General features: G+C 38.3%; 12 protein-coding genes and 2 pseudogenes. 3 read left to right on the top strand and 11 right to left on the bottom strand.

What is annotated here, in order from left to right:
• A pseudogene (locus FJR09_RS10985) lies at positions 1–166 on the top strand (ISAs1 family transposase); the annotation flags it as partial.
• Here the strand turns inward: FJR09_RS10985 and FJR09_RS10980 are convergent.
• From FJR09_RS10980 to FJR09_RS10970, 3 genes and pseudogenes are all read right to left on the bottom strand, one after another.
• Positions 119–802, bottom strand: a pseudogene (locus tag FJR09_RS10980) (ParM/StbA family protein); the annotation flags it as partial. The pseudogenes FJR09_RS10985 and FJR09_RS10980 overlap by 48 nt on opposite strands.
• Before the next feature lie 680 nt (positions 803–1,482).
• Positions 1,483–1,941, bottom strand: a complete 459-nt coding sequence (locus FJR09_RS25150; RefSeq protein ID WP_254433095.1) for an AAA family ATPase — start codon at positions 1,939–1,941, stop codon at positions 1,483–1,485.
• A gap of 304 nt (positions 1,942–2,245) precedes the next feature.
• On the bottom strand, positions 2,246–2,464 hold the full coding sequence (locus tag FJR09_RS10970) for a CopG family transcriptional regulator (RefSeq protein ID WP_168508019.1): 219 nt from the start codon (positions 2,462–2,464) through the stop codon (positions 2,246–2,248).
• Between the two features lie 132 nt (positions 2,465–2,596).
• On the opposite strand from FJR09_RS10970, the gene FJR09_RS10965 reads away from it, so the two are divergent.
• Complete coding sequence (locus tag FJR09_RS10965) at positions 2,597–3,142, top strand: hypothetical protein (RefSeq protein WP_254433094.1); 546 nt, start codon at positions 2,597–2,599, stop codon at positions 3,140–3,142.
• A gap of 446 nt (positions 3,143–3,588) precedes the next feature.
• Here FJR09_RS10965 and FJR09_RS10960 read toward each other — a convergent pair whose 3' ends face one another.
• Both FJR09_RS10960 and FJR09_RS10955 read right to left on the bottom strand, forming a co-directional pair.
• Positions 3,589–4,287 carry a response regulator gene (locus FJR09_RS10960; protein WP_254433093.1) on the bottom strand — a complete coding sequence of 233 codons (699 nt, stop codon included), beginning with the start codon at positions 4,285–4,287 and terminating at the stop codon, positions 3,589–3,591.
• A gap of 151 nt (positions 4,288–4,438) precedes the next feature.
• Positions 4,439–4,675, bottom strand: a complete 237-nt coding sequence (locus FJR09_RS10955; RefSeq protein ID WP_168652532.1) for a hypothetical protein — start codon at positions 4,673–4,675, stop codon at positions 4,439–4,441.
• A 146-nt stretch (positions 4,676–4,821) separates the two neighbouring features.
• On the opposite strand from FJR09_RS10955, the gene FJR09_RS10950 reads away from it, so the two are divergent.
• Complete coding sequence (locus FJR09_RS10950) at positions 4,822–5,490, top strand: hypothetical protein (protein WP_168652533.1); 669 nt, start codon at positions 4,822–4,824, stop codon at positions 5,488–5,490.
• A gap of 80 nt (positions 5,491–5,570) precedes the next feature.
• On the opposite strand, the gene FJR09_RS10945 is transcribed toward FJR09_RS10950, so the two are convergent.
• The 6 genes from FJR09_RS10945 to FJR09_RS10920 all read right to left on the bottom strand — a co-directional run bounded on the left by FJR09_RS10945 (position 5,571) and on the right by FJR09_RS10920 (position 13,455).
• Positions 5,571–5,795, bottom strand: coding sequence for a DUF433 domain-containing protein (locus tag FJR09_RS10945; protein ID WP_168652534.1), 225 nt, complete (start codon positions 5,793–5,795; stop codon positions 5,571–5,573).
• Positions 5,796–5,822: 27 nt separating this feature from the next.
• Positions 5,823–6,059, bottom strand: a complete 237-nt coding sequence (locus FJR09_RS10940) for a UPF0175 family protein (protein WP_168652535.1) — start codon at positions 6,057–6,059, stop codon at positions 5,823–5,825.
• A 274-nt stretch (positions 6,060–6,333) separates the two neighbouring features.
• On the bottom strand, positions 6,334–10,617 hold the full coding sequence (locus tag FJR09_RS10935; RefSeq protein WP_168652536.1) for a PriCT-2 domain-containing protein: 4,284 nt from the start codon (positions 10,615–10,617) through the stop codon (positions 6,334–6,336).
• 379 nt (positions 10,618–10,996) lie between these two features.
• The gene (locus FJR09_RS10930) at positions 10,997–11,725 is read right to left on the bottom strand and encodes a hypothetical protein (RefSeq protein WP_168643448.1); all 729 of its coding nucleotides are present in this window, start codon (positions 11,723–11,725) and stop codon (positions 10,997–10,999) included.
• 140 nt (positions 11,726–11,865) lie between these two features.
• Positions 11,866–12,063, bottom strand: coding sequence for a hypothetical protein (locus FJR09_RS10925; protein ID WP_168652537.1), 198 nt, complete (start codon positions 12,061–12,063; stop codon positions 11,866–11,868).
• Complete coding sequence (locus tag FJR09_RS10920) at positions 12,064–13,455, bottom strand: relaxase (RefSeq protein WP_174782863.1); 1,392 nt, start codon at positions 13,453–13,455, stop codon at positions 12,064–12,066.
• Between the last annotated feature and the right edge of the window lie 346 nt (positions 13,456–13,801).

Below are 13,801 nucleotides of genomic sequence, written 5' to 3'. Positions count from 1 at the left end.
GATGGGGTGTCAAAAAGAGATAGTAAAATCAATTGCAGAAAAATCAGGCGAATATATTATCGCACTCAAAAAGAATCAAGGTAATTTATATAAGAATGTAGAAGAAATCTTCAAAGAAGCTATACTTGGTATGTCCCCTTTCCAAACAAAATCGAATCTGGGAGGTATTGCCGATTTTCCCTCCGTTGAGACGTTTCATTTTTTCGGCAATGTCTTCGATGAGAACTTCTACACCTGCGGGGTAGGGAGTGTGAACTTCTCGCTTTCCTTGGTTGTAACGAGAATAAAGTGTGGTTCCATTCCCAAAATCTAGGACAGTGAGCTTGGGTGGAAGTTGATGCCCAAACAATGCACCCATTCCCTCTGGGACAACTTTGATTATTTCTAGGGTGACATCTGATTTTTTGCCCGCAAGTATTGGTTGATATTCTCCGTTGAGTGCTTGTTTTAAATCTTTTGCCAATCCTATGTCATGTAAGCTGACGACTAATTTTAAATGCCAAGCTTTACGATGTGGTAAATGTGCTAATCCACCAAATAACATCAACAGTGCATTTTTAATTTTGTTTTCGTTGTGGTCCGTGTTGCGATCAAAATGATAACCTGTACGAAAAGCAGATTCTCCCACGGTGTAAGCTGCACCATCTAAAACGATTCTTCCTGGGACATCTTCCATCTCGGCGGTGGAAATATAACTGGGGATACGAACGACTTCAAATCCATCGACGAAAAGTTTCAGACTACCGTAACCATTATCGAATCCTGCTGGAAAAATTTTTTGCAAGGCGTGAATGTTAGACATGGGGGTCAAGTGGGATACAAAAAAAGGGTGGCACAAAAATACCCTAAGTATCTCCTATATATACCCTAGATAGGGGCTAAAAGTTTAATTATTTTCAATTTTCGCGTTAGGGTATATTTATCCCATAAGTAACCCCTACATATACCCCAAATTATTTTATTTTAGCAATATAGACACTATATAACCCCTATGCGGGTTATAAGCAGGTAACATATAGGGGTCAAAGGAAATAAATACAAGTCTTTAACTTCTTTTTGGGGTATATATAACCCCCATAAAACACCTGAGTGTACCCTAAATTAATTTTAGTTAGTAATTTTACGAACGTATAATATTGCGTGCGAATAGCAATGAAACCAAAATATACGTTAACGACTAATTCATGTGATAAGTACCACGACAGAATTAATTACATATTGGTTATTTACCAATTCTTTGCCAGTTAAGGATTTCAGCCCAGATTTTTGTGTAATTAATTTTGTCCAATTACTTAACAATAAAATTTATACCTTTTTCAAGGTCTTATTTTCATAGTAAATTCAGGCTTTCAAGTTTTTTTCTGTGATAAAAATTGTTATTACCGGAAAAGTTATATTTTAATACAACGACTCAAACTTAGTGACAGCAAGCATTTTTGGCTTAATATACACTCCTGTGCCAATGCTACTTACGGGCGAACATCAATCTTCTTCTAGTAAATTTTCCATTTGAAATAACAGTTTTTCTAATTGTTTTTGCTTTTGGGGATTGGATAAAACCTTTGTTTTTTGCACTCGTCCCAAAATGGATGTAATGCGCTGTTTGAGAGGATTTGAGGTATCCTGACTAGGTTTAGTTTCGTTCAGACTACGGATGCGTTCTTTAATTTGAGTTAGCGATAAACGACTAGCGATCGCTTCTGCTAGTAAACTTTGGCGTAACTGTTCATTCTTCACCCGTGCAATGGCATTGGCCTTGGTGTACTCAATTTTCCCAGAACGCAGCGCCTCTAAAATATCTATAGGTAGTTTTAGTAAAGGTAGACGATTACTCACAAAAGAATCCCATGTTTTTTGGCGTTGACTAAACCAATAGGCCAGATGAACAGCCGCAGTTGATTTACCTACGCCACCTTTTTGATTTGTAAAGGCAATAATCATAAAAATATATGGTAGGGGTCACTCGATTTTGGATTGACGTTAGCGCAGCGTAAGCAGCGAGTATTTTGGACTTCGATTTCGCTCAGTCGAACGATTTTGGATTAACTCCACTCTAAAGTGTAGAAGCTCGAAGAAAATGGATTTGGGATTGACGTTAGCGAAGCATACGCAGCGCAGCGAGTATTTTTCTGGACTAAAGGACGGGGCTTTTACCAAATTTTTTTAATCTAAAATCTAAAATTGCCGATAAATATAGCGAGAGGTAAAAGTCCTCAAAACGAACAGGACGATTATATCAATTCTATTAACTTAGTTTAGTTGTTTGTTTAGCAACCAAATATTGCTCAATCGCTTCACGAATCAAATCAGGTACTGTACATTTTTCTAGATCAGCCAGATTTTTCAGATGCTGTTTCATCTGTGGATGCATCAATACTTTCACTTGTTCTGAAAGTGGCTCGTCTCTGCCATAGTCAAAGCGATACTTGATTCCAAAATCGGGATTACCACCAGGTCTCGCCATTAGTTGCACACTTATAACGACAATCTCAATTATATCGCAATTAGCATCAGAGAAATACTTCTAAGCCAGATACTTTAATTGCGTGGTACTACGTTATAATTATGAAAATAACTAACCAGGAACGCAAGTGATATGGTTAATGCGCCGCTTGACAAGACTACCACTGTTATCAATGAGAATTTGGCTGTTGATGCTAAAAATGGTGATGCTGTTAATACGATAATAGCAATATTTACTACTAGAGAACTAACTAAAGAAGAAGAGGGGGAACGCTTCCGGTTAGAGCGTCAAGTAGAGAGGGCGTTCTCCGAAGCTGGAAAAGCGTTGAGACAATTGAGAGACAGAAAACTGTATCGCAACTCCCACAAAACTTTTGACGAATACTGCAAAGACAGGTTTAGCTATAACCGTTCCCGTTCCTACCAACTTATTGACGCAGCTAGTGTTGTGGACAACCTGGAAGAATGTCCACAAATTGTGGACATTTTGCCAACAGCAGAAGGACAAGTGCGACCATTAACAAAATTAGAAGTAGAGGAACAAGTTAGATGTTGGCAAGAAGCAGTAGAGGCGGCAGGTGGTAAAGTACCATCAGGACGCATTGTTAAAAGTATTGTGGACAAATTACAGAAATATCCGGTAAGCGTAAAGCTCAGTCGCTTCAGCACTGAGATATAAGCGACTCGTGCGAGTTTTAACCGCATAGAATTTATTTTTAGCAAAGGTGGGTTAAAAAGATAAGAGAATTTATATTTTAGGTTCTATAGTGTTACACTGTTAACAACAGGAACGGTAATCAACCTGTCTAAAAACCTAACTACCTAACGGTAATCTGTACCTTGACAATTGAAGATATGGGGTTCTATTCCATAGTTCTAGTTCTTACCCAGGAATAGGTAAAATCTTTATGGGAGCTAGACGACACAGAATTTAAACTCAATCAAAATTTGCAGCAATGCAACTACCTTCGGGCAGAAGGGAAGTTAACGCTTGGGGAGAGAACCACCTCTGGCTTAAATACCGCAAGGGGTTTAAGTTAAGTGGACTCGTTGAACCAAGAATCTCAGAGGCTAAAGCCTCCGAGAGTGTCAAAGGAGCAACCGAATTTACCTAACACCGACTATTTAGGGCAAGTGTGTCAAATTTTTCACAGCAGCTAAAGGTTGGAGTTCCTGCACTACCTTTTGGCTTAACTTGCACAAATCTACAGAAAAAACCTCTAAATCTTTATTACCTACTTCATATTGATAAACATCGAGGATATTTTCAACCATATCCAACAACGTTTGATTAGTTTCGGTAATTTGTTGGAGATATTCCTGCATTTCTGAGAGATTATGCCCAAAAGTTCCTTTTTTCAGCACTTTTAGCATTTGGATTACTGAAGTTAAAGGAGTGCGTAAATCGTGAGTCATATTAATCACAAAATCTTCGCACCATTGCTGGGTAATTATATCTCGGTGATTGATACTGTGTTTTAGTCGCAGGAGCGATCGCACTTTTGCTAACAATTCGTTTTGTTCTACAGGCTTAATCAAAAAATCATCAGCACCAGCTTGTAAACCTTGAATGAAAGAGGACTCGTCACAATTGGTAACGAGTAACACAGGTATGAAAGGTAAATGGGAATTCTGCTTGATCTGTCGAGTGATTTCATAGCCATCAATACTTGGGGTGAACGTATCCAATAGGACTAAATCAGGTGGAAATTCGACAATCTTAATTAAGGCTTCACTATCGCTATCTGTTACTGTTACCCTGTATCCTTCTTGCTTGAGAGTAGATTTTAGTACACAAACATTCTTGGTTGAGTCATCTACCAAAAGGATACTTTCTGTTGAACTTGAGTTCCAAGAGAAAGGTGTCATATAGATACCAGTAGATTTATTTAAATCAAGTTGGCTATTTGTTTTCTTTAATGAATCTTAACACTTAAATCGGCTTTCTTCACTAAAACTTTAAATTTTACATACGTCAATAGGCATATTTTTTGATATAATTTTTTGCTTTATCTACTCCACAAGTTTGATAGTATTCGTGTTCAGCTTCAATTTGGTTGAGAATAGCTATCGTGCCTACATCTAAATTAGTGTCGAGTAATAAATCTGAAGTAACCTTTTGTGTCACTTGAGGATTTTGCTCAGGAATGGCAATAATTTTAGGTTTCATTGTTGTTATACTTTCTGTTACAATTACTGTTAGTTGTTGCATTGTTTTGGTTACATAACGCCATCAATTTGAGCGCGTTAGCGCATCTATCCATGTTAATATTCAACTAAAACTTAAAGTTTTTGAGTTAAGTTGGTGTCAACTATTCATGATTTCGTCAATATCAAAAGTTACATCTGCTACTAAATATGAAACTCATCAAAAAATCTGACAAACTCCTTCAAGAAACACAAATTATAGATAAAACAAAAGAGCCAAATCTACAAGTTGACTTTATTAATAAAATAGAGGAAATAGCAGTTGAAGAACAGAAGCATCTCAAAGCTTCATTTCAAGGATGCGTGGCATTACCAGATGATAAGAGTACAGCCAAGCAAGGTGTGAGTGAAAAGCAGTTTTTTCGGCATTTACTGGCAGCTTTTCCTGGAAATTTGATTTGTCAAGCGGTTGAGTTTGAAATTCCAGGTTATCTTCTCCGCTACTCGGCAGATTTTATCTTTTATCATCACTCATCTGGATTAGCTTTGGATATTGAAATTGATGAACCTTATGCTGGAAATACAGGGAAACCTCACCACTGTATTGATGTTGATAATGATAAAATTCGTAACCGTTTTTTCTTGGAACGGAATTGGGGTGTAATCAGGTTTGCAGAAATTCAGGTGGTGCGTCATCCTTGGAGTTGTTGTAAGGTTATTGCTCAAACAATTGCTAAGTTGACAGAAGATAATAGTGTGTTTATGCTGCTTCAAAGATTGACTGATGTACCTTTACAAAAATGTTGGACAAGGCGTGAGGCTAGGCTGATGGCTAAGAACAATTATCGTCATTCTTATCTGCCAAAAATAGGAAAGTAAAGCGATATATTATTGTTACAGTACAAAAACATTTACAATATATTTCAGAGCCATTTAGTTAAAATCTCTTAATAAGAATTTTATAAAGATGCAACAAATAACTGTTTCTCGCGGTCAGCAGTAAAAGCAAGACAAGCCTTAATATCTTCAGATGTTAGTTCTGAAAAATCTTCCAAAATTTCTGCTTCTGTCATCCCACCTACTAAATATTCTAAAATGTCGTACACAGTTATACGCATTCCTCGAATACAAGGTTTTCCACTGCGTTTTCCAGGTTCAATCGTAATAATGTCTTGATAACTCATGATTTCTCCTGCGGTTTAATCTTTAGTTTATATAGATTCTAGAGTTTCGACATCTGATTGAAAATCCTCTACATCATAATTGATACAAAGTCCCCGTAAAGCAAGTTGATGTTGAAACTCAATTACTGTGAGTCCAGTCCAAGCACGAACTTTACCACTACTAATTTTTCCTTGCTGATAAAGCATAATAGCGATTTCTAATTTTAGTTCCCCTTCCGTCATTTTGCTGGCTCGGAGAATATCATCAGGTATTAAGACACTCATAAACAAGTTTACAATTGTAATTTATCTAATTTTAGGATAATTCATAGGGTGATAGATGGAATAGGTAGCGATCGCTCAAAATAATTAATACAAAGTCCCCATAAAGCAACCATAAGGTGTTTTATAGCATTTTTAAAACAGCCCATTATGCGGCAATGTAGTTTTTCTTAACAAAAAGAAATTGCTCCCACTCCTAAAAAAGAGCAGCAAGCTACATCGCAATATTATATTGCTTTAATCCAACTATAAAAAATCAGGTGGTTTAAGTACAAACTTAATATTCAGGTTCTACTTTAGCTAAGTGCAAAATAAAGTACCGCTTAATCTCATCATGAATCTCCTGCGGCAGCACAGATATCAAACAGGCAATTAAAAAAGCTTTAATTTCTATCGTCGCTGCATTCACAGCCCTAGAAAACCCTTGCCAGCCAAGATGTTCACTAAATGTAATCACGTCTTCAATGATCATTTCCGCCGATTCACCACCATCTTCACAGCCATATTTAAGCAGAGGTAAATACTCATCAATAAACCACTGCTCCTCCTTGGTCAAAACCTCCAAAGAATTATTATTAACCCTATATAGAGAGTTATATAGGAGTAGTAATAATTTTTTAAAGCTATTCCACCCCCCGAAATACTTCTGACTAACTTGACTGAGCCATGATTGAGAAATTCCAGCAGCTTTAGCTAATACCCCCTGACGAACTTTCTGCCAATCTGTCACCCCTGCTGCCACCAGTTGCTTGAATGCTGTTAATATGCCCTTACGTGTCTGCTGGATTTCCGTTCCTGCTTCTGGACAAATATCAACAGCATCAGACTTAATAAACCTAGCATTAGGGTAATAGTCCGCTAAATAGGACAAATCTTTTTCACTAACCACATAATAAGTTACCCGTTCTGTCCTGCGATTAGCTCTAGTTCTACCTACAGATTGCACAACCTCAGTCTGAACCAGATGATTAATCACCTCTTGAAAAGCTTCATTCTCTTTACCAACACTTCTATCTCCCGTTAAAGTTATATAAGCTTGCTCAGATGCTCCAATATCTTGATAGGGAGTACCAAAACTACAAATAGCTTGCTTATTTTCATAAGCATTACTACCGCGATTATCAACAAACCAATATCCATCACCCTTGTTTCTATGTGCCAAGTGGTCTATGTAAGCAATATCGCCATCATGACGCAAATCTAATTCCTTTCGCAATGCTGTAACTCTTTCTTTTAACGGTTCACTACGGTCTTTATTCAGCAACCCAAAGCCCGTGATTTGGTGAATATTCAGATTACTATAATCAGGGGGGATTTCCGATATCACCAGTATTTCCTCTGGATTAATCCCCAATTGCATAGCCATATTGTCACGGGTAGCAGTAGCATCCATCAAGAAAACAAACTCAAAAGCTTTGAGAACATCAACATGACGGGTATTTTTAGTAGCAATAATTAACTGTTTGTTTTTAACCCGTAATGCTCCTGGTTTAATCTCTCCAATGATTTCTAGCAGGGGAATTAACCATCTCACAGGTAAATTTTCGATATTCTTGTAAGTTTCCTGAGCAGCTTGTTTATTGAGGTGACTACGAATTAATTTTAAAGTTTTTCTGTTGATAGATTCGCGATCGCTCTTATCAACCCCATCCAATGTGATACTATCAGCCTGTTGAACCAATTCCTCAATATCTGGAGCAATAGTTTCCAGTTCAGCAATAATTTCCGGTATATCTGTGGGAATTTCCCCTAATAAATCCCGAATTAATTCATGATTGTACCCATGATAAGTTTCCTGAACCAGGGGGATGTTTCCAGTCAGTAGTCCCCGCAGTGGTAGAACTAAACCCTTAATTTTGTCATAGACTCCGGGTAATTGAGTTTGCACCTCCATCATTGAAGAATCAAAATCCTTAGAACTAACCCTGATGAATTCCACAGGTTGTATTTGTCTAGAAGCTTCATCAACAAAACCACCTGCCTTCATCTCAATCATATCTGTAGCTTGAGGTAAGGAGTTGATATTGGCACGAATTCGTTTAGAAGCTAGTGCCTCCCTTCTATCACGTCGGAAGGTAGAACCATTGACTCTTGGCAGAGCATTACCAGCAGCATCTCTACCCGCACAATTAGCTCTGAGTTTACAGCCGTTGCAGATGGGATTAAGACTGGCTTCTGCCGATGTTTCTTTTTTATATCCTTTATCTGCGAGGGCATTAAATAAATGTGTCAAAGGACAAGTTCCCTCAACGTTGGTTTTTTCCCCTAATTGTGGCCAGTGTATCTGTGGGTTGCCTAATGGTGTAAGTTTGTTAGCATCTGCTACTAGTCCATCGTGACGGACTGTTAAATCTGTCCAGTTTTCAATAGTTGCTACAGTGGGGTTACGGTGTTCATTGCTGAGGTAGAAGAGCATATTAACTCCAAACTGTTCTGGCATAAATTCTCCCACTGTGTGAGATTTACCAGCACCAGCGTGTGATAAATCTAAGATGAATTTATGCCCTGATTTGATTGCATTTACATAAGTCTGAGTCCGTTGTTCTGAGGTAAACCAGATATCAACGTCGAGGTTGTTGTTGGCGACAAGTATAGTTTGTTCTACTGGGCAAACTATGTTACCTATTAACCTTTGGGCTTTATTAGTTACAGTGATTAAGGTTTCCAGAAAATCTTGAAAGTCTCTCTTTATACCGTGTTTAGCAAGCCATTCTTGTTTGCTGATTATGGAATCTGTGACTGTGTGGTTTAGGTTATTATCGGAGTATTTTTGGTGGTAATCCTTAAATATCTCCCTTTGATAATTGTTTAACTCTTGTTGTTGATCATCTGGGAATACACCACTTTGATAATTATTTAACTCTTCTTGTTGGTAATTGCTGAATGGATTTCTTTGGTATTTGTTATACTTGTTACCTTGGTAATTACTATTAAAAATATTCCGTTCAACTGTGGGAAATCTAAACCCATACTGTTTAGCAATGTGAAATAGCGTACCAATTGATATACCAGAACGACTGCGAAAACTCCTAATTTTGTCTCGAATATTCCAACTCGTTCCCTTAATCGAAGGACTCCACTGTTCCCCTATAATTTCCGCATCTACAGCACCGTAATGAGAAGTTAGTGCCATTAATACGTTTAGGCACTCATTGTAGTTGTTGTTGCCAGGACTTCGTGTGGGAATATAAGTTAATGCTTGTTGAATTAGTTGATCTATATCCCAGTTGTTAGCTTCTGCCCGTTCTTGAAATTGTACGCGACGGATTGTAATTTCTGCTAATCGGCGCTCGTACTCGATTTTTTCTTGATAAGCGGTGGTTACAGCTTCATCTATCCAAGATTGCGGTAGTCTAACATGAGGTTGAATTAAGGGGAATGTGGCTTGGCTATTGCCATAAAACACCCGTGAAGCATCTTTACAGGCGGGGTCATGGGGCAGATGCTTCATTAAGTAGCGCGTTAACACTTCTACTGTCTCTGCACCTTGAACACATTCAGGTAATACGAATACTAGTCGAAATTTGTCCCAGCCGGGTTGATGACTGGCTGTGGTGTAGATTAACGCGCAATGTTGTTTGATAAACGGATGTTCTATTGCTTCGTCTAAGTTTAGCTGATGTTGGTAGATTTTCTTGGCTTGTCTACCATCTGATTTTTCAATCACGTTACCGTTAATATCTACCCAATCTCTATTAATTTTGATTGGTCTACCATTTTCATCTAATGGATTACCATTTGCGTCTTTCCAAGTGGCGGCGTTGTCAATATCTAGTAATAACCACTGAGAACCAATTATATGAGATTTACTCCGCCATTGACCACCAAGTAAACCAGCACATAAGGCGTGTCCTTCTTCTACGTGCCTAGCTACATCCCAAATAGTACCTGTTCTGTCTTGGAAGTTGGCTGCTAGTTTCCGAAAATCCCAGTTTTTATCTTTACCAGTGGCGTTAAACGCGAATTTGATTCTGTCGTTCTGGATAGGCTCTGGTTGTAATCGTGGTGTAAATTGATCCTGTTGAATGATTGGTTGTTGCAGTTCTAGCTGTTGTTCGATCTTGGTACTAAATTCAAAAACAGACTGTTGTGCAGGGAAAGGAGGGACAACGGGATATTCAAACGGCGACGGCGATTGTACTCCACCTGTATATAAGCCACCTAAAGAAGTGCTTGGTTGTGGCCTCTGTTCCACTTCGGTCCACGTTAGTGGGGAAGGAGACATTCTCCCTGCTCCCGTTCGGACGTTCGGTGAAGCCTCAGTTGAGCCGCTTAGGACAAAAGCCTGTTCTCTTTCCCCTTGCCCCTGCTGTTGAACGTGGGGCTGTTGCGATTCTGATGAGTTGTGAAATTGCTGTTTTGGTTCTAATTCGTTGTGAAAAGCTTGTTGAACCGTTGCTTGTTGCGGTTCTGATTGGTTATTAAATTGTTGTTGAGCGTTTGGATTTTGTGATTCTGATGAGTTATTAAATTGCTGTTTCGCTTCTAACTCATTATTAAATTGTTGTTGAGCGTTTAGGTTTTGTGATTCTGATGCGTTGTTAAATTGTTGTTGAGACATGATAGCCAATCCTCCAGTAAGTGTGTTGGAGGAATTGGAGCAATCCCGTGTTAGTAATTTTTTATACACATACTCAGGAAGATAAGAAGATAAAATTCCTGAAATGTTGCTTTATTAGGACTTACGAGGGGGGTACAAACAATATGGGTTTGAGATTGTTTTCCCGCGATAGCAATGATCAACAGAGGTTAATCTTGCCTAAGTTCTAATTTATTTGTAAAATCAGTGTTCTTCTGCTTTTACATCTCAACTTTTTGAGATAGGATTACTAACAGGGATATAAATATTAGGCTGCGAAACCCAATACCCCGCTCCAATTCCATGACGGAATCTATTTTGAAAACCTCGGTATCCCGACGGGACACGTAGTTTTCACCTTTTAATCTTTTTTGTACCTAGCTAACCAAGCTTTAATAAACTCGATTACTTCCTCCTTTTCAATCACAAAGGCAGTGCCTTTTCTTCTGAAAGCCAGAATTTTCATGTTTCCTACTTCAGAATAAAGATGTTCCTTGTGATTTCCAATTGCCTTGGTGGGAGGCCATAAAACCAGGACTTTGGCTGTGGGAGTTTTTTGTGCCTCACGAGAGGACATCCCAAATAAGTCTCTATTCTTATTGAGCCACTTTTCATAATCTGCCAATTCAACTAATGGGCAGGGTTTCCAGATTTTGAGCGCATTCTTGTCTTTACGTTTTACCTGCAAAGCTTCTCTCGCTTCGTTGTAAACAATCTCCCTATGTCCTTGGGAACGAATAGAGATAAACAGATGAGTTTTGCGCGGAAATCTGATAAACAAGTCAATAGGATTCTGATCTTCAATTTGAAGCGCTGGAAAAACTTGTATTCCTTCGCTTTTAAACTCCTCTAACAGTACAGTGGTTAAATTTTCCAGTCGCGCAATTTTTTCCACCCTCACCAACGGTTTGTAAGCCAAGCCAAAAAGCAACCAGCCAGCCGGGGCGATTGTGCTTGTAGCAATTGTTGAATCATTAGCTGCTAGAGCAACAGTGGAATCAACGTTTTTTGCTTCCCTAAGTCCCTCTAAAGCCGCTTCATTGTGCGGCGGTAGCTGAAAATCGGTAGTTGGGTCTTTCACTGTCAACATTGCGACATCAAAAGTTAGTGGTTTGAAAATAGCACTTCCTTTACAAATCCTAATGCCTAATTCGGCATTTTGAACCAATGGTTATTCAATGATTATTAAAAGGAATGCGTTTAAACGAGAAACTAAATCCTAAATAGAGATTAAACGTGACGAATTATATCTAACGCTTGCTCCCATAATTTTTGAGTTTCTTCTTGATTATAAGCGCCTAAAAAGATTATATACCATAGTCGAGTATCTTTTCGTAGTCCCATAAAGTACCCACCCGAAAAATATCCAGGATTTTCTACTGGTGGTTGTGGTTCATAGAGAGTTGCAATAAATGACTCTGCATACACTTAAAGTTCCCAATCTAGAGTTTGTGTAAATTCGTGCTTTTTCATTGGTTGTTTCCTGTCAATTAACAGTTTATTCCAGCCAGCTTGACCAGGAGATACCTTTTTGGCTTGGGGTAGTTCAGCTAATATGTCAGATATCAAGTCCTCAACTTTCTCATGATCTTTAAAAGCGATGACCACTGTATCAAGGTACTGTAAAAATTCTAAAGGTATTTGCTTACTCTCGCCTACAGTCCAATATAACGTTGATTGTCGTTGTTTTTTGTCAACAGTTGATTCTAAAGCAATAATAGACAGAACTTCGATGGGGTCACTCAGTAACACTGCTCTTGTGACTGTGGTATGCGTAGCAATCCAAAAACTACCGTTTTTCGTAGGTTCAGAGTTGAGAGGAATAGCAGTAAAATCACCAGTTAGTTCTAGTTGTTTGGCTTGAGTGGGAACATTATCGAGTGTGCGTTCTACAAATATTGGTTGACCTGTTTGATTAGGATATAGCCAACCCTTTTGATACAGTTCATTAAGCAGAGGAATGGGTAAATTGTACTGCTGGTGTAAGTTTTGGCGGACTTGTTCCCAGTTTGCGGGTTCTGGTGTAGGTAAATAATTTGTCTGTGTTACTGCTGGTGTAGCATTTTCAATAGGCTGCTCTATCGTTTTTTGGATACGTTTATCATCCGGCTTTGCTCTTACTGTTGGTGTTGAATTATCAACGGTTTGCTCTATCAGCTTTTGGAGCAGTTCAATATTCTCTTTTGCAGTTGCGTGATCAACAGATTGCTCGATTTGAATGTCGTTGTCATCCAGTAGTGAAGAAACCGTTAATGTTTTATTTTCAACATTTCGTTCCATTTGAATCTGTTGCTGATTCTGTTGAGCTTGACTGGATTTAGCATTGATAGTAGTTTGCTCAGTCAATTTTTGGATGCGTTTATCATCGTGTTCACCTTGATTAGATGTAGCATTTTCAACATTTTGTTCCATCAATTTTTGGATGCGTTTATCATCTCGCTTGGGAATATAACTTACATCCCGATGCTTTTGTAAACCTGGAAAAGTGTATGCTTTACCCAAATGCGTACCGCTAAAAGCCACGCCATCAAGTTTGTAACTAATGCCTTTAACTTTGCCTGTACGAGTATAGCCAATGCAGATACTAATATCGTCTTTCTGCGCTTTCTCTATTAATTCTGGCATCGTTGGACAGTCGTGGGTTGCCTTATCAAGCGATAGCGTAGCGCTCCGTAGGAATCGCTGAAGTTTAACTCTAACGCTTTCTTCTCCAGTTCTAGCAAGTTGTCTGCGTTCACCAGTAGTTGGACTGTGTTGATCTTTTTCCCAGCTAGGTTGTACTGATTGTAAATTGTATTCCTTCTCTAATTTGCGAATCACAGCTTCACTTCTGGGATGGTCCCAACTATCAGAAACTGTAATGCCATTTAATTGAATGCGACTGGCTGCAATATGCAGGGGAAACGCATCTCAGCAATTCTCATTTTGGAAATTTTGTGCGACCTATTAAAAATATTTCTCAATAACTTTCTCTAAAAAGCCTATTCTCTTGTTTAAGTTTTTCCAACTGAGATGGGTTTCAGTTCAAAATGAGAATTGCTGAACGCATCTAAATTATCTTGACAGAATACTATATTAGTGCATCAATATGGGAAAATATCTAACTTCATTCAAAATCTGATAAATTCCTTTATTAAAATTATAAAAATTTCATAAATTTAGAGTA

It is taken from the genome of Dolichospermum sp. UHCC 0406, from assembly GCF_009712025.1.
In the GTDB taxonomy this organism is placed as follows: Bacteria; Cyanobacteriota; Cyanobacteriia; order Cyanobacteriales; family Nostocaceae; genus Dolichospermum; species Dolichospermum lemmermannii.
This window is presented reverse-complemented; position numbering and strand designations above follow the sequence as displayed.